21 protein-coding genes are annotated in these 22,744 nt (G+C 70.6%); 10 read left to right on the top strand and 11 right to left on the bottom strand.

All coding sequences use genetic code 11. From position 1 onward, the window contains the following. On the bottom strand, positions 1-1,923 hold the full coding sequence (locus AUV07_RS12515; RefSeq protein ID WP_062636570.1) for a BglG family transcription antiterminator: 1,923 nt from the start codon (positions 1,921-1,923) through the stop codon (positions 1-3). Positions 1,924-2,086: 163 nt separating this feature from the next. On the opposite strand from AUV07_RS12515, the gene AUV07_RS12510 reads away from it, so the two are divergent. Genes AUV07_RS12510 through AUV07_RS12480 form a run of 7 tightly spaced genes read left to right on the top strand, consistent with a single transcriptional unit; the run spans position 2,087 to position 8,361 of the window. Beyond that, positions 2,087-2,404 (top strand): PTS sugar transporter subunit IIB, encoded by a 318-nt coding sequence (locus AUV07_RS12510; RefSeq protein ID WP_025105675.1) that lies wholly within the window; start codon positions 2,087-2,089, stop codon positions 2,402-2,404. Beyond that, complete coding sequence (locus AUV07_RS12505; protein ID WP_062636567.1) at positions 2,401-2,682, top strand: HPr family phosphocarrier protein; 282 nt, start codon at positions 2,401-2,403, stop codon at positions 2,680-2,682. The genes AUV07_RS12510 and AUV07_RS12505 overlap by 4 nt, the downstream gene beginning before the upstream one ends. Then, on the top strand, positions 2,679-4,364 hold the full coding sequence (gene ptsP, locus AUV07_RS12500; RefSeq protein WP_082802946.1) for a phosphoenolpyruvate--protein phosphotransferase: 1,686 nt from the start codon (positions 2,679-2,681) through the stop codon (positions 4,362-4,364). Before AUV07_RS12505 ends, ptsP begins: the two co-directional genes overlap by 4 nt. Next, positions 4,361-5,995, top strand: coding sequence for a PTS mannitol transporter subunit IICB (locus tag AUV07_RS12495; protein ID WP_062636565.1), 1,635 nt, complete (start codon positions 4,361-4,363; stop codon positions 5,993-5,995). The genes ptsP and AUV07_RS12495 overlap by 4 nt, the downstream gene beginning before the upstream one ends. Further along, positions 5,992-6,426 (top strand): PTS sugar transporter subunit IIA, encoded by a 435-nt coding sequence (locus AUV07_RS12490; protein WP_025105671.1) that lies wholly within the window; start codon positions 5,992-5,994, stop codon positions 6,424-6,426. Before AUV07_RS12495 ends, AUV07_RS12490 begins: the two co-directional genes overlap by 4 nt. Continuing rightward, entirely contained in the window at positions 6,423-7,577 is a 1,155-nt protein-coding gene (locus AUV07_RS12485) for a mannitol-1-phosphate 5-dehydrogenase (protein WP_062636563.1), read from the top strand. The genes AUV07_RS12490 and AUV07_RS12485 overlap by 4 nt, the downstream gene beginning before the upstream one ends. Positions 7,578-7,614: 37 nt before the next feature. After that, positions 7,615-8,361 (top strand): alpha/beta hydrolase, encoded by a 747-nt coding sequence (locus tag AUV07_RS12480; protein WP_062636561.1) that lies wholly within the window; start codon positions 7,615-7,617, stop codon positions 8,359-8,361. On the opposite strand, the gene AUV07_RS12475 is transcribed toward AUV07_RS12480, so the two are convergent. The 10 genes from AUV07_RS12475 to AUV07_RS12430 all read right to left on the bottom strand — a co-directional run bounded on the left by AUV07_RS12475 (position 8,358) and on the right by AUV07_RS12430 (position 19,856). Next, positions 8,358-9,227, bottom strand: coding sequence for a carbohydrate kinase family protein (locus AUV07_RS12475; protein WP_062636559.1), 870 nt, complete (start codon positions 9,225-9,227; stop codon positions 8,358-8,360). The genes AUV07_RS12480 and AUV07_RS12475 overlap by 4 nt on opposite strands. Positions 9,228-9,254: 27 nt before the next feature. After that, on the bottom strand, positions 9,255-10,364 hold the full coding sequence (locus tag AUV07_RS12470; RefSeq protein WP_082802944.1) for a polysaccharide deacetylase family protein: 1,110 nt from the start codon (positions 10,362-10,364) through the stop codon (positions 9,255-9,257). 2 nt (positions 10,365-10,366) lie between these two features. Next, the gene (locus tag AUV07_RS12465) at positions 10,367-11,482 is read right to left on the bottom strand and encodes an adenosine deaminase (protein WP_062636557.1); all 1,116 of its coding nucleotides are present in this window, start codon (positions 11,480-11,482) and stop codon (positions 10,367-10,369) included. 48 nt (positions 11,483-11,530) lie between these two features. After that, a complete protein-coding gene (locus AUV07_RS12460; protein WP_062636555.1) occupies positions 11,531-12,823 on the bottom strand; it encodes a thymidine phosphorylase in 1,293 nt (430 codons plus the stop codon). Next, the gene (locus tag AUV07_RS12455; RefSeq protein ID WP_062636553.1) at positions 12,820-13,239 is read right to left on the bottom strand and encodes a cytidine deaminase; all 420 of its coding nucleotides are present in this window, start codon (positions 13,237-13,239) and stop codon (positions 12,820-12,822) included. The genes AUV07_RS12460 and AUV07_RS12455 overlap by 4 nt, the downstream gene beginning before the upstream one ends. Before the next feature lie 28 nt (positions 13,240-13,267). Continuing rightward, positions 13,268-14,551, bottom strand: a complete 1,284-nt coding sequence (locus tag AUV07_RS12450; protein ID WP_082802943.1) for an ABC transporter permease — start codon at positions 14,549-14,551, stop codon at positions 13,268-13,270. Then, entirely contained in the window at positions 14,551-15,858 is a 1,308-nt protein-coding gene (locus tag AUV07_RS12445; RefSeq protein WP_062636550.1) for an ABC transporter permease, read from the bottom strand. Before AUV07_RS12445 ends, AUV07_RS12450 begins: the two co-directional genes overlap by 1 nt. Continuing rightward, on the bottom strand, positions 15,855-17,369 hold the full coding sequence (locus AUV07_RS12440) for an ABC transporter ATP-binding protein (RefSeq protein ID WP_025105661.1): 1,515 nt from the start codon (positions 17,367-17,369) through the stop codon (positions 15,855-15,857). Before AUV07_RS12440 ends, AUV07_RS12445 begins: the two co-directional genes overlap by 4 nt. 105 nt (positions 17,370-17,474) lie before the next feature. Continuing rightward, the gene (locus AUV07_RS12435) at positions 17,475-18,593 is read right to left on the bottom strand and encodes a BMP family lipoprotein (RefSeq protein WP_062636898.1); all 1,119 of its coding nucleotides are present in this window, start codon (positions 18,591-18,593) and stop codon (positions 17,475-17,477) included. A 147-nt stretch (positions 18,594-18,740) separates the two neighbouring features. Then, complete coding sequence (locus AUV07_RS12430) at positions 18,741-19,856, bottom strand: mannose-1-phosphate guanylyltransferase (RefSeq protein ID WP_060921492.1); 1,116 nt, start codon at positions 19,854-19,856, stop codon at positions 18,741-18,743. Positions 19,857-20,021: 165 nt separating this feature from the next. Between AUV07_RS12430 and sdhC the strand changes: the two genes are divergently transcribed. The 3 genes from sdhC to sdhA are packed head-to-tail and all read left to right on the top strand — an operon-like array spanning position 20,022 to position 22,742. Then, positions 20,022-20,456, top strand: coding sequence for a succinate dehydrogenase, cytochrome b556 subunit (gene sdhC / locus AUV07_RS12425; RefSeq protein ID WP_082758508.1), 435 nt, complete (start codon positions 20,022-20,024; stop codon positions 20,454-20,456). Beyond that, positions 20,456-20,896 carry a succinate dehydrogenase hydrophobic membrane anchor subunit gene (locus tag AUV07_RS12420; protein WP_025105657.1) on the top strand — a complete coding sequence of 147 codons (441 nt, stop codon included), beginning with the start codon at positions 20,456-20,458 and terminating at the stop codon, positions 20,894-20,896. Before sdhC ends, AUV07_RS12420 begins: the two co-directional genes overlap by 1 nt. Before the next feature lie 19 nt (positions 20,897-20,915). Further along, a complete protein-coding gene (sdhA, locus tag AUV07_RS12415; RefSeq protein ID WP_025105656.1) occupies positions 20,916-22,742 on the top strand; it encodes a succinate dehydrogenase flavoprotein subunit in 1,827 nt (608 codons plus the stop codon). The last annotated feature ends 2 nt before the right edge of the window (positions 22,743-22,744 follow it).

The raw sequence follows: 22,744 nt of genomic DNA, 5'->3' as shown, positions 1-22,744 counted from the left end.
TCAGCCGTCGATCACGGCGACGAGCTCGTCGAGGAAGCCCTCGAAGGTCGCGCTGCGCCGGACGATCCGCTGCACGCTCTCGCGCTCGCTGAACACCTCCACGAGCTGCTCGAACACGGTCTGGAAGGCGGCGCGGTCGCTCTCGCTGAAAGCGGCCAGCGCGACGACCTGTACGCGTCCCTCGCCCCAGGCCGCCGACCCCTCCGCCACGCCGAGCGCGATCGCCGTGCGGGCCGCGGTCATCTGCAGCGCATGCGGCACGGCCAGCGCGTCGGTGAACGCCGTGGAGGACATGCGCTCCCGGACGATCGTGTTCTCCACGTAGTCGTCGCCGATCAGGCCGGCTCGCACGAGCGGCGCGCCGAGCCGCCGGATGATGGCCTCCTCCCCGTCGTCCGGAAGAGGATGCACGAAGGCGTCGGGGTGGAAGTAGCGCGCGAGCTCCTCTCGGAGCCGTGCCAGCCGCCGCCCTCGGCGCAGGCGCCCGGCGGCCTGCTGGATGCGGTCGACGTCCGCGTCCGTGAGGAACGGCTGGATGCGCACGAACCGGTCACCCGAGGCCTCGGGCTCGATCGTGCTCAGCACGAGGTCGGTGTCGAACGACGCCCAGTCCGGGTCGACGTTCGTGACGACGCTGGTGACCTCGATCGCGGAGCCCAGCGAACGGTCCACGCTCGAGCGCAGGAGTTCGTGGAGCTCGTAGTAGCCGGGGCAGACGATGGTCGCGGTGAGGATGGACTCCGCTTTGCGGCTCCGTTCCAGCCGTCCCCCGACGTGCATGGCGATGTAGGCGATCTCGTCGTCGTGGATGGGCGTGCCGAGGCGGTCGTGCAGGCCGCTCGCGATCGACACCGCGACCTCGAAGATCATCGGGTAGGTCGTCTTCAGCGAGCGGGTCAGCGGGTTGCGGGTGAGGGCGCTCTCCTCGGCGCGGCGCAGGAGGTTCTGCACGTGCAGCGCGAGACGGAGCACGAAGGTCTCGTCGACGAGGTCGACACGGTAGTCCTCCGCGGCCCGCGCGATCTCCGCCCGGACCGCCGTCTCCACGTCCGGGGCGACGCCGCTGCGGGCGAGCTCCTGCGCCGCCTCGCCGCCGGGGGCGACGATCCGGGTGAGGACCAGGGAGGCGAGGTGACCGCTGTCGCCCTCGCCCAGGACCACGGTGAAGTGCTCGGCCGCGAGGCGGGCGATCACCGCGCCCACCCGCGGGATCTCCGGTCGGGCTCCCACCGGCGGCGCGTCGAGGGCGCGCCCGGCGGCCACCCGCTCGGCGGCGATCGCGATGTGCAGCAGGACGTCGGCGATCGCGAGCTCGTTGACGTAGTAGCCCAGCTCGCCGAGCTCTCCCACCAGGGCGGACTTGAAGGGTCCCACCGCCCGCGCGTCCACTGCCGTGCCGGAGAGGGCCCGCCGGAAGATCTCGGGGTGGAACGAGGCGTCGTCCATCTCGTCGTGCGCGAGGCGGCTGAGCAGCCGGCGCTGGGCGGCCTCGTCTCCGCGGAGCCGCACCCGCTCGCGGGCCCGTTCGAGCGTGAGGTCGGTGCCGTCGAGGAGCCCGCGGACGCGCACGAGATCCGCCTCCAGCGTCGCCTCGCTCACATGCAGGGCGTCCGCGGTGTCGAAGACGTCGATCCCCTCCTCCGCGTCCAGCAGCAGCCGGACCAGGGCGTGCAGCCGTTCGCGGGGCGCGGAGTCGCCGCCCTGCCGCACCCGGAGCGCACCGCGGGCGCCGGGGCCCGCCCGATAGCCCGCCGGGCCGGACTCGACGACCGCGGCGCCGGGCGTGCGGGCGTTCAGGGCCGCGACGTAGGAACGGATGCTGCGGGGCGTCACGCCGAGGAGGTCGGCCAGCGTGCCCGCGGTCGCCCAGCCCTCCTCGCGCAGCAGGGCGGCGAGGAGCTGGTCCTGGCGCTGGCGCGACATGATCCCTCCGAGTTCCCGTGCTGACGGCACTGTCCGACTGCTCTCCATGATGACAGCCTCCGGCGACAGGGGCGCGGCGAGCAGGGTTCCGCAGGGGCGGAAGAGAACGTGTTGGTGCCACCCCGGACCGGTTTCCCAGACTGTTCTCAGGAAGGTGACATCGATGAGGATTCTCGTGGTCTGCGGCGCCGGCGCGTCGAGCACGTTCGTCGCCCAGCGCCTGCGCACCGCCGCCGCCGCGGCGGGACTGGACTGGGACGCGGACGCCGGCGTCGAGAGCACCGTCTCCCTCGGAGGGCACGACCTCGTCCTCGTGGGTCCGCACCTCCGCGAGCGCCTCGGCGCCATCCGCGACCTGACCCGCGCGCCCGTCGCGGTCCTGCCGGATGACGTGTTCGCCGATCGCGACGGCGGCCGCACGCTTCTCCTCGCCCAGTCGACCCTCGCCGCTGCCGGCGGGGCCCCGAAAGGAACACCATGACCGCCACCCGCACCGTCCGCATCGGCTCCTCGCATGGACTGCACGCCCGGCCCGCCAAGATCTTCGCGCAGGCCGCGAAGGACTCCGGCCTCGCGGTCACGATCGCCAAGGACTCCGGCAAGCCCGTCAACGCCGCGAGCATCCTCGGGGTGATCGCCCTGGCCATCGAGCACGGCGACTACGTGACGCTCACGGCCGACGGCGACGGCGCAGAGGGGGTCCTGGACACGCTCACCGAGCTGCTGACCACCGACCACGACCAGGACGCCGCCGGATGAGCGCGCTGCGAGGGGTGGGCATCGGTCTCGGCGTCGCGCAGGGACCGGTCGTCCGCATGACCGAGGCGCTGCCCGCGCCCGAGAACACGCCGAGCACCGCGGGGGCGGATGCCGAGCGTGCGCGGGTCCGCGAGGCCGTCGCCGTCGTTGCGCAGGAGCTGACCCAGCGCGGCGAGGCCGCCGGTGGCGCGGCGCAGGAGGTGCTCGAGGCGCAGGCGATGATCGCCGAGGACCCCACCCTGCAGGACGAGGTCGACAGCAGGATCGATGCCGGCGCCACCGCGGAGTGGGCCGTGCACGACGCGTTCGCGGGCTTCCGGGCCACGCTCGAAGCCGTCGGCGGGTACCTCGGCGAGCGCGCCGCGGATCTCGACGACATCGCGCAGCGGGTGCTCGCCCGGCTGCGCGGCGTGGAGGCCCCCGGCGTGCCCGACCCTGGGCACCCGTTCGTCCTCGTGGCGCGTGACCTCGCGCCCGCCGACACCGCGCTGCTGAACCTCGACCAGGTGCTCGCCCTCGTCACCACCGACGGCGGCCCGACCTCCCACACGGCGATCCTCGCCAGGGAGAAGGGCATCGTGGCCGTGGTCGGCGTCGGCGACGGGCACGCACTGACGACCGGGGAGACCGTGATCGTCGACGCGGCCGCGGGTGTCATCACCCGCGAGCCGACCGATGACGAGCGCGCCCGCGCCGCCGAGCGCGCCGCCGCCCGCCGTGCCGCCGACGACGCCCCGCTCACCCCCGGCGCGCTCGCCGACGGCACGCCGGTCGCGCTGCTCGCGAACCTGGGGAAGCCTGCCGACGCCGCAGACGCGGTCGCGCGGGGGGCCGAGGGCGTCGGCCTGTTCCGGACGGAGTTCCTATTCCTCTCCGCGTCGCAGGCGCCGACGGTCGCCCAGCAGCGGGACGCCTACCGCGAGCTCCTGGAGGCCTTCCCCGGCAAGAAGGTCGTCGTGCGGATGCTCGACGCGGGGGCCGACAAGCCGCTGGCCTTCCTCAACGACGCACACGAGGAGAATCCGGCCCTGGGATTGCGCGGCCTGCGCGCACTCCGCGCGAGCGAGGACATCCTCCGCGAGCAGCTGACCGCGCTGGCCGAGGCCGACGCCGCGACCGACGCCGACCTGTGGGTCATGGCACCCATGGTGGCCACCGTCGAGGAGACCGTGTACTTCACCGGCCTCGCCCGCGAGTACGGGCTGAAGACGGCCGGCGTCATGGTCGAGGTGCCCTCCAGCGCCCTGCTCGCCGACCGGGTGCTCGCGCACGCCGACTTCGCGTCGATCGGCACCAACGACCTCACCCAGTACACGATGGCCGCGGACCGGCTGCTCGGTTCCGTCGCGTCGTTCCAGGACCCCTGGCACCCCGCGGTGCTGCGCCTGGTGCGCGAGGTCGGCGCGGCCGGCGCCCGTCTCGGCAAGCCGGTCGGCATCTGCGGCGAGGCCGCGGCCGACCCGCTGCTCGCCGTCGTCCTCGTGGGGCTCGGTGCGACGAGCCTCTCCATGGCGCCGTCGGCCCTCGCGGACGTCCGCCAGGCGCTCGCCGCCCGGACTCGCGACGATGCCCTCCGCCTCGCAGAAGCCGCGCTCGGCGCGGACGACGCCCCCTCCGCCCGCACCGCTGCGGCGGCCCTCGCCGCGGCACTCCCCCCTCATCAGAAAGAGACCACATCATGACGACGACGTCACCCGCCGCCACCGCCCCCGGTGGCCTCCGCGTGGGCGTGCAGCGTTTCGGCACGTTCCTCTCCGGCATGATCATGCCGAACATCGCGGCCTTCATCGCCTGGGGCTTCATCACGATGCTCTTCATCCCGAAGGGCTTCTTCGGGGCCGAGAGCCCGTTCGGCTGGCACTGGGCCGGCGTCGCCGAGATCATCGGCGGCGGCGGCGACTCCGCCGTCCTCGGCTGGCAGGGCGCGATGACCGCGGTCGCCGAAGGCGCGGACGGCAACATCCTGGCCTACGTGGGCCTGGTCGGCCCGATGGTCACCTACCTGCTGCCCCTCCTGATCGCGAACACGGCCGGACGCATGGTCTACGGCGAGCGCGGCGGCGTGGTCGCCACGATCGCGACCGTCGGCGTGATCGTCGGGACGAACATCCCGATGTTCCTCGGCGCCATGATCATGGGCCCGATCGCCGCGTGGATCATGAAGCAGGTCGACAAGCTGTGGGACGGCAAGATCCGCCCCGGCTTCGAGATGCTCGTCAACAACTTCTCCGCCGGCATCCTCGGCATGATCCTCGCCATCGTCGGGTTCTTCGCCTTCGGCCCGGTCATGCTCGGCATCAGCGCCGCGCTGGGCGCCGCCGTCGACTGGCTCGTCTCGCTCAACCTGCTGCCGCTCGTGTCGATCATCGTCGAGCCGGCCAAGGTGCTGTTCCTCAACAACGCCATCAACCACGGCGTGTTCACCCCGCTGGGGATCGAGCAGGCCGCGGAGACGGGCAAGTCGATCCTCTTCCTCATCGAGGCGAACCCCGGCCCCGGCCTCGGTCTGCTGCTCGCCTTCACCTTCTTCGGGGTCGGCGCGGCGAAGGCCTCCGCTCCCGGTGCCGCCATCATCCAGTTCTTCGGCGGCATCCACGAGATCTACTTCCCGTACGCGCTCAGCAAGCCGACCACGATCCTCGCGCTCATCGCGGGTGGAGCGGCCGGTGTGACGACCAACATGGTCCTCGGCGGCGGGCTCGCCTTCCCGGCGGCCCCGGGCAGCATCATCGCCGTGACCGCCGCGGCCATCGGGCCCGGCGTCGCCAACCTCCTCGTCGTCTACCTGTCGGTCATCATCGCGGCGACCGTGACGTTCCTCATCACCGGCGTCATCCTGCGGGCCTCGCGGAAGCGCGATATCGCCGCCGAGGGCGACGCGTTCGGCGCGGCCATCGCGCAGACCGAGGCGAACAAGGGCAAGTCGTCCGCGGCGATGGACGCCCTGCGCACCTCGACCGCGACGACGGCGCCGGAGGCCACGCCGGCTCCCGCGACCACCGCGGTCGCGGCGGCCCCGATCGAGACCATCGTGTTCGCGTGCGACGCCGGCATGGGCTCCTCTGCCATGGGTGCCAGCGTGCTCCGCAACAAGCTGAAGAAGGCCGGTATCGAGGGCGTCACCGTCACCAACGCCGCCATCGCCAACCTCGACGGCGCCGCCGACGTGGTCATCACGCAGCAGCAGCTCACCGACCGGGCCACGGCGAAGTCGCCGGACTCCCTGCACGTGTCGGTGGACAACTTCATGAACTCGCCGAAGTACGACGAGGTCGTCGAGATGGTCAAGGAACAGCGAAAGGACGAAGAATGAGCGTTCTCACTGCCGAGCAGGTCCGCATCCACCCGGGAGGCGCGTCGCGCGACGACGCCCTCCAGGAGGCGACGGACATCCTCGTCGCCGCCGGTGCGGTGACCCCGGCGTACGTCGACGCGATGCGCCAGCGCGAGGAGACGGTGTCGACGTACATGGGAAACGGCCTGGCCATCCCGCACGGCACGAATGAGGCGAAGGACGCCATCCTCGCCTCGGCCCTCTCCGTCGTCCGCTACGACGGCGGCGTCGACTGGGACGGCGAGCAGGCGCGATTCGTGATCGGCATCGCCGGTGTCGGCGACGAGCACCTCGACATCCTGTCGCGCATCGCGATCCTCTTCTCCGAGGAGGACGACGTCGCCCGGCTGGAAGCGGCGGCGACGCCGGACGAGCTGTTCGCTCTCCTCTCGGAGGTGAACGAGGGATGAAGGCGGTCCACTTCGGGGCGGGCAACATCGGGCGTGGTTTCGTCGGCCTGCTCCTGCACGAGGGCGGTTACGAGGTCGTGTTCAGCGACGTCGCGGACGCGCTCGTGGAGGCGATCGACCGGGCGGACTCGTACACCGTGCACGAAGCCGGCCCCGGAGGGACCGACCACGTCGTCTCCGGGTTCCGTGCGGTGAACAGCCGCACGGACCCGGCCGTGGTGGCGGAGGAGGTGGCGACGGCCGACGTCGTCACGACCGCCGTGGGCCCCACCGTGCTGCGGTTCGTCGCCCCGTCGATCGTCGCCGGACTCGCGCTGCGCTCCCCGGAGGCCGCGCCGCTGCAGGTGATGGCCTGCGAGAACGCCATCGGCGCCACCGATCAGCTGCGGCAGGAGATCGTCGCCGCGGCGGGGCCGGACGCCGATACGCTGCTCGGCCGCGCCGTGTTCGCGAACACCGCCGTCGACCGGATCGTGCCCGCCCAGCCGGAGGGCGGCGGCATCGACGTCACGGTGGAGCCGTACTTCGAGTGGGCGATCGAGGCCCTGCCGTTCGGCGACACCCCGCCGCGCATCCCCGGCGCCCACTTCGTCGACGACCTCGCTCCGTACATCGAGCGCAAGCTCTTCACGGTGAACACCGGTCATGCCGCCACCGCGTACTTCGGTGCACGGGCGGGCATCGAGCGGATCTCAGACGCCCTCGCGGACGAGGCGATCGCCGCGCAGGTCTCCGCCGCCCTGGAGGAGACCTCGGCGGTGCTGGTCGTCGAACACGGTCTCGATCCTGCGGAGCTTGCGCAGTACCGCGCGACCATCCTCGAGCGGTTCCGCAATCCCGCGCTGGTGGACACGGTGCAGCGCGTCGGCCGGCAGCCGCTGCGGAAGATCTCCCGGCACGAGCGCTTCATCGGTCCCGCGGCGATGGCCGCCGAGCACGGGCTGTCGACGGACGCGCTCGTGGCTGCCGTCGCCGCCGCGCTGGAGTTCGACGACCCTGCCGACGAGCAGGCGGTCGAGCTGCAGACGCTCCTCCGCTCCGAAGACCCGGCAGGCTTCACCGTCCGCACCACGGGCCTCGATGCGGAGCACCCGCTCTTCCCCGACGTCCGCGACGCCGTGGCACTCCGCCAGGCGGCACTCGCCGGCTGAGAGGACGCGGCGTCCGGGCGGGAGTAGCGTTGCTGCTGTGCAGCAGAAGCCCCGACGCCGCGTCCTGAGACGAGTCCTGTGGAGTGTGGTGATCGTCCTCCTCCTCGCCGTCGGCGGGATCCTCGTGTGGAGCCAGGTCGGCGTCATGCCCGCGGAGCCCGAACCGCTCGCCGCCGTCCGGGAGAATCCGGCGATCACGGTGACCGATGCCGAGGAAGGCATCGTCCTGGAGCCGGCGGACGGCGCCTCGGACCGCGGACTCGTCTTCATCCCGGGGGCGAAGGTCGACCCGTGGGCCTACGCCTCGATCCTCCAGGGGATCGCGGAGGAGGGCACCACGGTCGTGATCACGCGGCCCTGGCTCCACCTCGCCTTCTTCGATCCCCGCGGCCTCGGCTCGTTCACGAGCGCCGCGCCCGACGTGGACACCTGGGCCGTGGGTGGCCACTCCCTCGGCGGGGTGCGCGCCTGTCAGCTCGCGACGGACGCCGATGCCCTCGTCCTCTTCGCCTCCTACTGCGCGACCGACCTCGCCGGAACCGACCTCCCGGTGCTCAGCGTCTCCGGCACCGAGGACGGCCTCTCCACGCCCGAGAAGATCGCGGACGCCCGCTCCGAGCTCCCCGCGGACGCCGAGTTCGTCGAGATCGACGGCGCCTCCCACGCCTCCTTCGGCGACTACGGGCCCCAGTCCGGTGACGGCACCCCGACCATCGACGACGACGAGATGCACGCCGAGATCACCGAGGTCGTCGGCGGCTTCCTGGAGCAGGTCGCTCCCTAGGCCGCCCGCGGATCCCCGAGGATGGGGTCGAGCAGCGGATGCAGGTGCCGGGTGGTCAGCACTCCGGCCGCCGAGCGCGCACCCGCCGAGAGCGCCGATGCCAGGTCCGCCCCCGCCAGCCGCGCGTCGAGGACTCCGGCCAGGAACGCGTCGCCCGCGCCATTGGTGTCGATGACGGTGGTCGGCAGCGCGGGCACCCGCAGCTCGGCGCCGTCCGCTCCGACCGCGACCGCTCCCTCCGCGCCGAGCGTGCACACGGCGAACGCCGCTCCCTCCGCGACGACGGCGCGGAGGAACTCCACCGGCGCGGTCAGCCGATCCGCGTTGCAGAAGACCGCCGCGGCCGCCTCCAGGAACGGCCGGTGGTACCCGTCGACGCCGTCATAGTCGTGCACATCGACCCAGAGGGGCGTGCCACTGGCCACCGCGAGCGGGAGCAGCCGCCGCGGCTCGGCGGCCAGATCGAGCACGATGGCGTCGGCCGCGGCCATCCCGGCGGCGTGCGCGGCGTCGTCCGTGCCTGTCGTCTCCGTCGGAGTGGAGAGGTACAGCGACACCCGGTCGCCCTGCGCCGTCATGAGGTTGAGGTGTCGCTCCGTGGTTCCGTCCGTCCACTGCGCGACCACCCCGGCCGCCTCCAGTGCCGCACGCACCCGGAGCCCCTCCTCGTCCTCCCCGGCGACGGCATGCAGCACGACGGATCGGCCGAGCGCCGTCAGGCTCAGCGCCTTGCCCGCACTCGTGCCGCCGACCGTCTCCCAGCTCGCCTGCGCGAACTGCATGTGCGGCACGGGCTCGGGGAGCCGGTCGAGGAGGACCATGCGGTTCCAGGAGGCGGGACCGGCGAGGAAGACGGAAGCGGGCATGCCCTCATCCTCGCGCCTCGTGCGGGGTCACCCGATGCGCGACACCAGGGCATCCAGGCCCATTCCGTAGTCGATGCGCACGACGGGGAGGGCCAGCTTGTCCGTCCCGATCACCACGTACCCGGGATCGATGGTCCGCGCCAGCTCGTAGCCGGCCTGGCGGACGCCCTCCTTCGCCGTGTCGTCATAGTGGCCGAACGGGTAGGCCACCACCTCGCGGACGCCGAGTACGTCCCCCGACGTGATGAGATCGGCGGCGATCTCATCGGGGGTCCAGTTGACCATGCGTCCCTTGCCGTCGTCTCCGGCCTGATGCATGTCGTGGGTGTGCGAGCGCCGCTGGACCCACGGCGAGGGCGCGGGGTCCTGACGGTAGGCCGTGACCATGAACGAGGTGCTGAGGAGCCGATGCGCGTCCACCACCGGCACCGCGAGATCGAACCACGTCTGATCGGCATCGTCGTCGGTGATGATCACGCTCCGCGCCGGGAGGGAGAGCCGCCCGTCGATGAACGCGCTGAGCTCGTCCCAGGTCGGCAGATAGAAGCCGGTGCTCGCGATGTGCGCCATGTGCGCCTCGAAGTCTCCGATGTACGCGTAGTTGCCGCGCAGCCACCCCTTCTCGCCCTCGGGCTTCGCCGTGAATTGGTGATACATCAGGATCGGGACGCGCACGCCCTCGGCGGCGTTCTCCTCCGGCGTCTTCCAGGCCGCGAAGAGTTCCATCTGCTGATCGACGCATACGACGGGGTCTGCGCCGTTCACCCTGTCGTCAACGGTGAGGGCAGCGGCAGCCTCCGCACTGGTGTACCAGCCCGCGAACACCCGCCCGTCGAGCTGCGGGATCGGCAGCCCCTGGTACAGCCCCTCCTGGAGCTGGAGGGCCGGCTCGGTCGGAGCGCCTTCCCCGTGGAAGATCACGGCACACGCACGAGGATCATCCGCGTCGGCCACGAGCTGTTGCGCCGGCGTCAGCGGATGCGCGATCGGCGCGGACTGTGCCTTCCCGGCCGGGTTCTCCGGCGCCCGATCCATCCCGGCGAAGGCGGCGACGCCTCCCGCGATGAGCAGGACGCCGACGGCGGAGCCGATGACGGCTGCCGTGCGTGATCGTCGGTTCTTCCCCCCGGAAGCCACGATCAGGCGTCGAATCCCTCGGCGATCATCTCCACCAGTTCCTCCCGTTCCTCGACGGGGAGGAAGGCCGCGGCGGCGGCGTTGAACTGGAAGGCCTCGAGGTCGTCGAGGTCGTACTCGAAGGTCTGCACGAGCAGCGCCAGTTCCCTGGTGAGCGAGGTGGCGCTCATGGTGCGGTTGTCCACGTTCACGGTCACCGCGAAGCCGAGCTGGTAGAGCAGGTCGAAGGGGTGATCGGCGAGCGTCGTGCCCCACGCGGCGACCGCACCCGTCTGCAGGTTCGACGACGGGGAGAGCTCCAGCGGGATCTCCCGGTCGCGCACCCAGCGCGCGAGGTCGCCGAAGCGCACCTGCACCTCGTCGCCCTCCTGCGTGACGACCTCGAGGTCCTCCGCGATGCGGACGCCGTGTCCGAGGCGGAGCGCACGACCGTCCAGCAGGGCCGAGCGGATCGAGGCGAGACCCGCCGCCTCCCCCGCGTGCACGGTCACTGGGAAGAAGTTCTCGGCGAGGTAGTCCAATGCCGCGCGGTGGTCCGACGGCGGGAAGCCGTCCTCGGGTCCGGCGATGTCGAAGCCGACGGCACCCCGTCCGCGGAAGTCCACAGCGAGCTCGGCGATCTCCCTGGCGCGGTCGGTGTGCCGCATGGCGGTCAGGAGCTGTCCGACGCGGATGCTGCGACCGTCCCGGTCCGCCGCATCCTCGCCCTCCTCGATCCCCTGCTGCACGGCCTCGACGGCGTCCTCCAGCGAGAGCCCGCCGGCCTGGTGCTGTTCCGGCGCCCAGCGCACCTCGCCGTAGATGACGCCGTCGGCCGCGAGGTCCTGCACGAACTCGCGCGCCACGCGGGTCAGTCCCTCCCGGGTCTGCATGACCGCGGTGGTGAGCTCGAAGGTCTTCAGGTACTCCCCCAGCGACCCTGCGTCGCTCTTCTTCGCAAACCAGGAGCCGAGCGCCGCCGGGTCGGAGGCCGGGAGGTCGAGACCGATCGCGTCGGCGAGCTCGATGATCGTGGCCGGACGCACGGCGCCGTCCAGGTGGTCGTGCAGCGACACCTTCGGCAGACTCCGCAGGGAGACGCCCTGGATGGCGACGTCGCCGTTCGCATCGATCGACATGGGGATCCTCTCGGTCGCGGGGTGTCCGTCCAGGCTAGCGCCCGGGCCTCACGCCGTGATGCGCTCGCGGACGATCGGCCCCACGGTCGGCGCGTCGTCGCCGAGCTCCCAGGCCCCTTCGAGAGCCTCGATGGCCCGTGGGAAGCGCGCCTCGTCCGCCGCCGACAGGGTGAACAGCGGCTGCCCGGCGGCGACCCGGTCGCCCGGCTTCGCGTGCAGGTCGATGCCCGCCTCGAAGATCACCGGGTCCTCGGCCCGCGCGCGGCCGGCGCCGAGACGCCACGCGGCGATGCCGAAGGGGAGCGCGTCCATCCGGGTCACGACGCCGTCCGCGGGCGCCGTGACGACGTGCGTCTCCCGCGCGACCGGGAGGGCCGCTTCGGGGTCGCCGTCCTGCGCGCGGATCATCGCCTTCCAGGTGTCCATGGCGCGGCCGTCGTCCAGTGCCGCCTCCACGTCCGCATCGGGCCGGCCGGCCAGGGCGAGCATCTCCCTGGCGAGAGCGATGGTCAGCTCCCGTACGTCGGCGGGTCCCCCGCCGGCGAGGATCTCGACCGACTCGCGGACCTCGTTGGCGTTGCCGATCGCGCGGCCCAGCGGGACGTTCATGTCGGTCAGCAGCGCCGTGGTGGCGACGCCGGAGTCGGTGCCGAGCGCGACCATCGTGCGGGCGAGCTCGCGGGCGCGGTCGATGTCCTGCATGAAGGCGCCGGAGCCGAACTTCACGTCCAGGACGAGAGCGTCGGTCCCCTCGGCGATCTTCTTCGACATGATGCTGGAGGCGATCAGCGGGATGGCCTCCACCGTGCCCGTCACGTCGCGGAGCGCGTAGAGCTTCTTGTCGGCGGGAGCGAGACCAGAGCCCGCGGCGCAGATCACGGCCCCGACGTCACCCTGCATCTGCGCGAACATCTCCTCGTTGCTGAGCGCCGCGCGCCAGCCGGGGATGGACTCCAGCTTGTCGAGCGTTCCGCCGGTGTGGCCGAGGCCGCGGCCGCTGAGCTGCGGGACCGCCACGCCGAACGAGGCGACGAGCGGGGCCAGCGGCAGGGTGATCTTGTCGCCGACGCCGCCCGTGGAGTGCTTGTCCACGGTCTTCTTGCCGAGGGTCGCGAAGCTCATCCGCTCCCCCGACGCGATCATCGCATCGGTGAGGACGCGGATCTCGTCGCGCTCCATGCCGCGCTGGAAGATCGCCATCGCGAAGGAGGCCATCTGCGCGTCGGACACATAGCCGCGCGTGTACGCATCCACCATCCAGCGCAGGGCCGGCTCGGGCACGACGCCCCCGTCGCGCTTGGCTCGGATCACATCGACCGCGTCGAACGGCTCCACACTCATCGTCCTTCTCCCTCGGGTCCCTGAGCCTGTCGAAGGGCGCGCGGCCCGAACGCATCGGGCAGCACCTCGTCGATCGTGCGGATGCCGGAGACCGTCTCCAGCAGCATTCCGGGTACGGCGTGCTCGAACAGCAGCTGCCGGCACCGGCCGCACGGCATGATCGTCTCGCCGTCGTTGTTCACGCACACGAAGGCGACGAGCTGGCCGCCGCCGGACATGAACAGGTCGCCCACGAGCGCGCACTCCGCGCACAGCGTGACGCCGTACGAGGCGTTCTCGACGTTGCAGCCGGCGACGATCCGCCCGTCGCTGACGAGAGCCGCCGCACCCACGCGGTAGCGGGAGTACGGCGCGTACGCCTTGGTCATGGCCTCCGCGGCGACCTGGCGCAGCTCGTCCCAGTCGATGTCCGTCATGGTGATGGTTCCTTCTTCCCTGCGGGTTCTACGACTTGATGTACGGCTTGCCGCTGGCGGCAGGACCCCGGATCTGTCCGGCGAACCCGGCGACCGCGAGCAGCGTGACCACGTACGGCAGCATGAGCATGAACTCGCCGGGGATCGGCGTCTTCAGGATCGAGAGCAGGTTCTGCAGGTTCGTCGCGAAGCCGAAGAGCAGGGCGGCGAGCGTCGCGCGGATCGGGTCCCAGCGTCCGAAGATCACCGCGGCGAGGGCGATGAAGCCGAGCCCGGCCGTCATCTCCTTGCCGAACTGCGGGACCGAGACGAGGGTGAAGTACGCGCCGCCGATGCCGGCGATCGCGCCCGCAAGCAGCACGTTCCAGAACCGCGTCGGGTTGACCCGGATGCCGACCGTGTCGGCCGCCTGCGGGTGCTCGCCCACGGCGCGGAGGCGCAGGCCCCACTTGGTGCGGTACAGGCCCCACGCGACGACGGCCACGGTGATGAACATGAGGTACACGATGAAGGTCTGGTTGAACAGCACCGGACCGATGATCGGGATGTCGCTCAGCACCGGGATCTCGATGCGGGAGAAGCGCACCGGGGTGTTCAGCTCGGCCTCGTTCGGGGCGAGGAGCGCGCCGTAGAGGAAGCCGGTGAGGCCGGTGACGAGGACGTTGAGGACGACACCGACGATGACCTGCTCGACGAGGTACTTGATCGCGAACGCCGCCAGCACGCTCGCGACGAGAACGCCGCCGATCATGGCGCCGATGAGGCCCACGAAGGCGTTGCCGGTGATGCTGGACAGCAGCGCCGCCGAGAACGCGCCGAGGAGCAGCTGCCCCTCGATGGCCACGTTGACGACACCGGCCCGCTCGCCGATGACACCGCCGAGCGCGCCGAACACGAGCGGCACCGACAGCGACACGGCACCGAAGAGGAGGCTCGTGATGGGGACGAGGCCCCCGGCCGCGGCCCAGACGAGGAACGCGAACACCGCGAGCACGCCGTACGCCACGATGAGCCAGATCGACGGGGCGCGGTACGTCCATGCCCGGAGGAAGGCCCCGACCGTGAGGACGACGAGCACGGCGAAGACCACCCAGAAGGTCGGCGCGGTGGGCAGCCCCACGTCGGGAAGCTCGAAGGCCGACGTGCGGTCGCCGAGCCGGAAGGTGCTGATACCGCTCCGCGGCACGGCGAGGAAGAGCACCGCGAGCAGCGCGGTGACCACCGCGAGGCTGATCGGCGCCTTGAGGTGGCGCTCCCGGACGGTGGCGAGCTGCACCGTGCCGTCGGCGGCTTCGGTCTGCACGAGCGACATCATGCCGTCACCGCCTTCTTCGCAGCCTTGGCTCTCGCCTTGGCCGCCTTCTCTGCGTCGGACTTGGGGAGGAAGAACACCGTGCGCAGCAGCGGCGGCGCGGCGATGAACAGCACGACGAGCGACTGCACGACGAGCACGATGTCGACGGGGATGTCCTGCGCTTGCATCGAGAACGAGCCCGCCTTGAGGGCGCCGAACAGGATTCCGGCCGCGAAGGTCCCCCACGCGCGGCTGCGCCCGAGGAGGGCGACCGTGATGGCGTCGAAGCCGATGCCGGCGTCGATGGTCTCGGTGACGCCCGTGGTGACGGCACCCTGGAGCTGGTTCATCCCGGCGAGGCCGGCGAGGGCGCCCGCGAAGAGCATCGCGTAGACGTAGACGCGCTTGACGCTGATGCCCGCGGCACGAGCGGCGTGCGGGTTCTCCCCCACCGCGCGCATGCGCATGCCCAGCGAGGAGCGCTCGATGAGCCACCACACGAACACCGTCGCGATGACCACGATGACGAAGCCGAGGTCGAGCAGCGGGAACTGCGGGCCGAGCAGGGTCGGGAACTGCGCGCTCTCCGGCGTGGCCGAGCCGAGCGCCTGGTTGGTGCCCGGCTTCTGCAGGAGCCCGGGCGTGCGGATCATCCACAGCAGCAGGTAGTACGCGATGTAGTTGAGCATGATCGTGAGGATCACCTCGTGCGCGCCCGTGCGTGCCTTGATGAGACCGGCGATGCCGCCCCAGAGCGCACCGCCGGCGATACCGGCCAGCAGCGTGGCGGGGAGGTGGAACCAGATCGGCAGGTCGAGGTTGAAGGTCAGCAGGGCCGCGACCGCGACGCCGACGAGCATCTGACCGCGGGCGCCGATGTTGAACAGACCGACGCGGAAGGCGAGCGCGACGCCGAGCCCTGCGGCGATCAGCGGGGCCGCGAAGCCCAGCGTGTTCGTGAGCGGACGGATCTGCGCGGCGAAGTCGGCGCCGCGGGCGTTGAAGATCGCTCCGCGGAACAGCGCCTCATAACCGTTGTAGACCGCGTTCCAGGCCGCGACGAACGTGTCGCTCGGCTTGTTGAAGAAGTACCCGGAGGCTTCCTGCACGTCTTCGTTGGTGAACGCGATGAGGATGCCGCCGACGATGAGCGCGAGGACGATCGCCAGGACCGTCGTGACCGCGCTGCCGCGGAGGATCTCCTTGAGGACGACGTTGCCGCGCGGGGGCGGGGGCACCTCGTCCGCGAGGCCCGTGCTGGGCGGGAGCTGCTCGGGAGGCAGCCCCTTCGTGACGTCTCCTGCACCGGGTGTCGCGCCGCTCACGCGGTCACCTCCGCATCGGCCGCTCCGGCCATCATGAGTCCGAGTGTCTCCCGGGGCGTGTCACCGGGGACGATGCCGACGATGGTGCCGCGGTACATGACCGCGATCCGGTCGGCGAGGGCGGCGACCTCGTCGAGCTCGGTCGAGACGACGATCACGGGGATGCCCGCGTCCCGCGTCTCGATGATGCGCTTGTGGATGAACTCGATCGAGCCCACGTCCACCCCGCGGGTCGGCTGCGCGGCCACGAAGAGCCGCAGTTCCCGGCTCATCTCGCGGGCGATCACGACCTTCTGCTGGTTGCCTCCGGAGAGGGTGCCCGCGGGAGTGTCCGGGCCCTGCGTGCGGATGTCGTACTCCGCGATGCGCTCCTTGGCGAAGTCCTCCAGGGCGCCGCGGCGCAGCGTCCCGGCCCGGCTGAACGCGGGATCGTCTGAGCGGTCGAGGATGAGGTTCTCGGCGACCGAGAATCCGGCGACGAGGCCGTCCTCGGTGCGGTCCTCCGGGACGAACCCGACGCCGGCGTCGAGGATGCCGCGGACGCTCTTGCCCACGAGCTCGGTGCCGTCGAGGATGATGTTCCCCTCGACGCGTGCGGCGAGGCCGACGATGGCCTCGACGAGCTCAGTCTGGCCGTTGCCCTGCACACCGGCGACGGCGAGGACCTCCCCGGGTCGCACGGTGAAGTCGACGTCGTCGACGACGATGGCTCCGGTGGCGGTGAGCACGCGGAGGTTGCGGACCTCCAGGCCGCCCTCGCCCAGCCGCGGAGCCTCCTTGTGCACGGTCAGCTCGACTGCGCGGCCGACCATCAGCGAGGCCAGTTCGGCGTTGGTGGCGGTCGGCGAGGCCTCCCCCACCACCCGACCGAGCCGGACGATCGTGATGCGGTCGGCGACCTCGCGCACCTCGCGCAGCTTGTGCGTGATGAAGACGATCGCGGTGCCCTCGTCTCGGAGCTGGCGCATGATGGCCATGAGCTCGTCGGTCTCCTGCGGCGTCAGCACCGCGGTCGGCTCGTCGAAGACGAGGACCTTGGCGTCGCGGGACAGCGCCTTGATGATCTCGACGCGCTGCTGCACACCGACCGGCAGGTCGCCGACGACCGCGTCCGGATCGATGTCGAACCCGAATCGGGCCGCGACCGCGCGCACGTGCTCGCGCGCCTTCGCGATGTCCAGCGTGCCGAGGCCCTTGGTCTGCTCGTGACCGAGCATGACGTTCTCGGCCACCGTGAACACCGGCACGAGCATGAAGTGCTGATGCACCATGCCGATGCCGGCGGCCATCGCGTCGCCGGGGCCGCGGAAATGCTGCACGACGTCGTCGAGGAGGATCTCGCCCTCGTCGGCCTGATACAGGCCGTAGAGCACGTTCATCAGCGTCGACTTACCTGCGCCGTTCTCGCCGAGGAGAGCGTGGATCTGACCGGGTTCGACCACGAGATCGATGTGGTCGTTCGCCACGAGGCTGCCGAATCGCTTGGTGATGCCGCGAAGTTCGAGCTTCATATCTGCACCTTATCCAGAAGAGTCACCGAGGAGAATCGTCGCCGCCCACAGTGCGGGGCGAGTGGCAGCCTGCGCCACTCGCCCCGTGCTGGGTACGGCTCCGACTCAGCGGGTGGGAGAGTTCTCGGACTCCACCGTGATGTCGCCGGAGATGATCTGCTCCTGCAGAGCGGACAGCTCGTCCATGAGGCCCTCGGGCAGGTCCGCCTCGAAGTCGCCGAAGCCGGAGAGCTTGACGCCCTCGTTCTCGAGCGTGCCGATGTAGGGCTCCGGGTCGAACTCGCCGGCGGCGGCCGCGAGCGTCGCGTCGCGGACGGCCACGTCGATGGCCTTCATGATCGAGACGAGCGTGATGTCGGCGACGCTGGGGTCGGCGACGGCGAGGTCGCTGTCGACACCGAGCATCAGCGTGTCCTTGCCGCTGTCGTTGATCGCCGCTGCGGCGCTCTGGTAAACCGGGCCGCCGACGGGGAGGATGACGTCGACACCCTGGTCGAGCACGCCCTGGGCGGTCTGCTTGGCGGTGTCGTTGGCATCGAAGCCGCCCGTGAAGGAGCCCTTCTGGGTCGCAGCGTCCCAACCGAAGACCTGGACGTCAGCCGACTTGTCCTCGTTGTACTTCTCGACGCCGAGCTGGTAGCCGTCCATGAAGACCGCGACCGACGGGATCTGCATCCCGCCGAAGGTGCCGACCTTGTTCACGCCGGCCTCCGCGGACCAGGCGGCCGCCGCGTAGCCACCGAGGTAGGCGGCCTGGGCGGTGTCGAAGACGAGGGGCTTGATGTTCGGCGCGTCGGTGGTGCCGTCGAAGTCGTTGTCGGCCCAGTCGTCGATGATCGCGTAGTCGATGTCGGGGTTCGCGAGCGCGGACTCGACCGTGGCGGCGGACAGCTTGAAGCCGACCGAGACGATGAGCGAGCAGCCCTCGGAGACGGCGGTCTCCAGGTTCGGCGCGTAGTCGTTGTCGTTCGCGGACTCGAACTCCAGCGGCTTGATGCCGAGCTCGTCGGCGGCGCTGTCCATGCCCTCCTTGGCCGACTGGTTGAACGACTTGTCGTTCCAGCCGCCGGCGTCGGAGATGAGGCAGGGCTTGAAGTCGGAGTCGACGGGGGCGGATCCGCCCTCGGACTCGTCGGTCGGCGCCTGACCGCAGCCGGCAAGAGCGAAGACGACACCGGCGGCGACCGTCGCGCCGAGCAGCTTCTTGGTGGTGGAGATGGTCACGGATGCCTCCCTCAACGAACCCGCGGCCATCGCGGATCGATCAAAGTTACCTAGTGTTTCGACGTTCGTGCACGTCGGCCCCGGGCGGCCGGGCCAATGGTTACAAAGCTGAAATCAACCCTGCCGATGAGCACGGACCGATGCTCATCAGAGCACGTCGCCCTGTCCGTTGAGTTTCAACGACTCCACCACGCCCTTCACCCGCTGCGCGTTCTCGACCGTCGTGACCAGGAGCGCGTCGGGGGTGTCGACCACGACGATGTCCTGCACGCCGACGAGGCTGATCACCCGGGTGGTCTGGCTGACGAGGATGCCGCTGGCCGCGTCGGTGAGCACCCTGGCGCGGGGTCCGAGGACGGCGAGGTCGTTCTTGCGGCCGTTCGTGATGAGCTTCGTCAGCGACGCGAAGTCCCCCACGTCGTCCCAGTCGAAGTGCCCGGGGACCACGGCGAGGCGCCCGCGCCGCGCCGCCGGCTCGGCGACGGCGTAGTCGATCGCGATCTTCTTCAGCCGCGGCCAGATGCGGTCGACGGCCGGCCCGCGGAGCTCCCGGTCGTCCCAGGCCTCGGCGAGCTCGAGCAGGCCGGCGTGCAGCGCGGGCTCGTTCGCCGCGAGCTCGTCCAGCAGGACGCTCGCCTTCGCGATGAACATGCCCGCGTTCCACAGGTAGGTGCGCTCGGCGAGGTAGGCCTTGGCCGTCTCCAGGTCCGGCTTCTCGACGAAGCTCTCGACGAGGGCCGCCTCCCTGGCGCGCTCGACGACCAGCTCCGGCCCCTTCTTGATGTAGCCGAAGCCGACCGCCGGCTCGGTCGGCGCGATGCCGATCGTGCAGATGTAGCCCTCCCTCGCGACCTCGACGGCATCGCGGACGGCGAACTCGAAGACCCGCGTGCCCCGGATGACGTGGTCGGCGCTGAACGAGCCGATGATGACGTCCGGGTTGCGCCGGTGCAGCACGGCCGCCGCCAGCCCGATCGCCGCCGCGGACTCGCGGGGCTCGGATTCCAGGAAGACGTTGAGGTCGGCGATACCCGGCAGCTCCGCCTCCACCGCCGCCCGGTGCGCGCGCCCGGTGACCACCGCGATCCGGTCCGGACCGGCGAGCGGCTCCAGACGGTCCCACGTGTCGCGCAGCAGCGAATGCCCGGACCCGGTGAGATCGTGCAGGAACTTCGGGGCGTCCGCCCGGGACAGCGGCCACAGCCGACTGCCGATGCCGCCGGCAGGGATGACCGCGTAGAAGTCTTCGATCGGCTCGCTCATGCAGGCCAGCGTAGCGGCGGGCCCGACTTAGGCTCCCCTTCGTCGCCCGGGGCGTCCGCGCGGGAATAGGATGGACACCGATCGGGCGTGCCTGACCCTCCTCCAGGCCAGATGTGGACGAAGCAGCGCACGCGACCGAAACACATCGATCCAGGGAGGACGACCGTGTCCACAAGCGCTCGCTTGACACCGTCGATTTCGGAAACCACGTCCAAGACCCCCCGCGGCACCCTCTACCGGGGTCGCGAAGGCATGTGGTCGTGGGTGCTTCACCGCATCACCGGAGTCGCCATCTTCTTCTTCCTGTTGGTGCACGTGCTCGACACGGCGCTGATCAGGGTGTCGCCGGAGGCGTACGACGCGGTCATCGGCACATACAAGAACCCGGTCATGGCGATCGGCGAGGTCGTCCTCGTGGCGGGCATCGTCTTCCACGCCATGAACGGCCTGCGCATCATCGCCGTCGACTTCTGGTCGAAGGGCGCCAAGTACCAGCGCCAGCTCTTCTGGGGCGTGCTGCTCGTGTGGGGCATCATCATGGCCGGCTTCGTCCCGCGCCACCTGATGCTCGCGTTCGCCGGCTTCGGAGGAGGACACTGATGACCGCCCAGACCGTCGCCGCCCCCGCCCGTCGCCAGCGCGGCGTCAACCTCGAGAAGTGGGGCTGGGTCTTCATGCGCGTCTCGGGCGTCGTGCTCGTCGTGCTGATCTTCGGCCACCTCTTCGTCAACCTCATGGTCGGCGAGGGCATCCACGCCCTCGACTTCGCCTTCATCGCCGGCAAGTTCGCCACCCCGTTCTGGCAGTGGTGGGACGTGCTGATGCTCTGGCTCGCACTCATCCACGGTGCCAACGGCATGCGGACGATCGTGAACGACTACGTGACCAACCCGACCGCGCGCAAGGCGCTCGTCTGGGCCCTCGGCCTGGCCGCGGGCCTGCTCATCCTCCTCGGCACCCTGGTCGTCTTCACGTTCGACCCGTGCCTGGGTGTGACCGAGTCGAGCACGCTGTGGGAGACCTGCCAGGCGCAGGGCTAGAAGAAGAGGCAAACGAGAAGTGACTACCCAGACGCAGGATTCCGTCGTCCGTGACGGCGTGCACTACCACCAGTTCGACATCGTCATCGTGGGCGCCGGCGGCGCCGGCATGCGGGCGGCCATCGAGGCCGGCCCCGGCGCGAAGACGGCCGTGATCTCCAAGCTGTACCCGACGCGCTCGCACACCGGTGCCGCGCAGGGCGGTATGGCGGCGGCCCTCGCGAACGTCGAGGAGGACTCCTGGGAGTGGCACACCTTCGACACCGTGAAGGGCGGCGACTACCTCGTCGACCAGGACGCGGCGGAGATCCTCGCGAAGGAGGCCATCGACGCGGTCATCGACCTCGAGAACATGGGCCTCCCCTTCAACCGCACCCCCGAGGGCAAGATCGACCAGCGCCGCTTCGGCGGCCACACGGCCGAGCACGGCAAGACCCCGGTCCGCCGCGCCTGCTACGCCGCCGACCGCACCGGTCACATGATCCTGCAGACGCTGTTCCAGAACTGCGTCAAGCTCGGCATCAACTTCTTCAACGAGTTCTACGTGCTCGACCTCATCACCGTGAAGGACGCGGCGGGCGCGACCCAGATCGCCGGCGTGGTGGCCTACGACCTCGCGACGGGCGAGCTGCACGTCTTCCAGTCCAAGGCCGTGATCTTCGCCACCGGCGGCTTCGGCAAGATCTTCAAGACGACCTCCAACGCGCACACGCTCACGGGCGACGGCGTCGGCATCGTCTGGCGCAAGGGCCTCCCCCTCGAGGACCTCGAGTTCTTCCAGTTCCACCCGACCGGCCTCGCCGGCCTCGGCATCCTCCTCACCGAGGGCGCCCGCGGCGAGGGCGCGATCCTGCGCAACGCCTCCGGTGAGCGCTTCATGGAGCGGTACGCCCCCACCATCAAGGACCTGGCGCCTCGTGACATCGTCGCGCGCTGCATGGTCCAGGAGGTCGCGGAGGGCCGCGGCGCCGGTCCTCACAAGGACTACGTGCTGCTGGACTGCACGCACCTGGGCGCCGAGGTGCTGGAGACCAAGCTCCCCGACATCACCGAGTTCGCCCGCACCTACCTGGGCGTCGACCCGGTCGTCGAGCCGGTCCCCGTCATGCCGACCGCGCACTACGCCATGGGCGGCATCCCCACGAACAACAACGGCGAGGTGCTCGCGGACAACGACACCGTCGTGCCCGGCCTGTACGCCGCCGGCGAGTGCGCCTGTGTCTCGGTGCACGGCGCCAACCGCCTCGGCACGAACTCGCTGCTCGACATCAACGTGTTCGGCAAGCGGTCCGGCCGCAACGCCGTCGAGTACGTCAAGACGGCCGAGTTCGTCCCGCTGCCGGAGAACCCCGCCGGGTTCGTCTCCGACATGCTCGAGGGCCTGCGCAACAACCAGGGCACCGAGCGGATCGCGGTCCTCCGCAAGACGCTGCAGGACGAGATGGACAAGGGCGCGCAGGTCTTCCGCACGCACGAGTCGCTGCAGCACGTCCTCGGCGTGATCGCGGAGCTCCGTGAGCGCTACAAGAACGTGCACGTCGACGACAAGGGCCACCGGTTCAACACCGACCTGCTCGAGGCCGTCGAACTGGGCTTCCTGCTCGACATCGCCGAGGTCGTCGTCTACGCCGCGCAGAACCGCGAGGAGAGCCGCGGCGGACACATGCGCGACGACTTCCCGAAGCGCGACGACGAGAACTACATGAAGCACACCATGGCGTACCTCACGGGCGACCCGCACTCCTCCGACCCGAGCGACCACATCAAGCTCGACTGGAAGCCGGTCGTCTTCACCAAGAACGACAAGGGCGAGTTGAACTACCCGCCGATGGAGAGGAAGTACTGAGC

The sequence above is a fragment of the Microbacterium sp. CH1 genome (assembly GCF_001595495.1).
GTDB lineage: Bacteria > Actinomycetota > Actinomycetes > Actinomycetales > Microbacteriaceae > Microbacterium.
The sequence above is the reverse complement of the archived record's forward strand: the minus strand, read 5'-3'. Positions and strand labels throughout refer to the sequence as shown.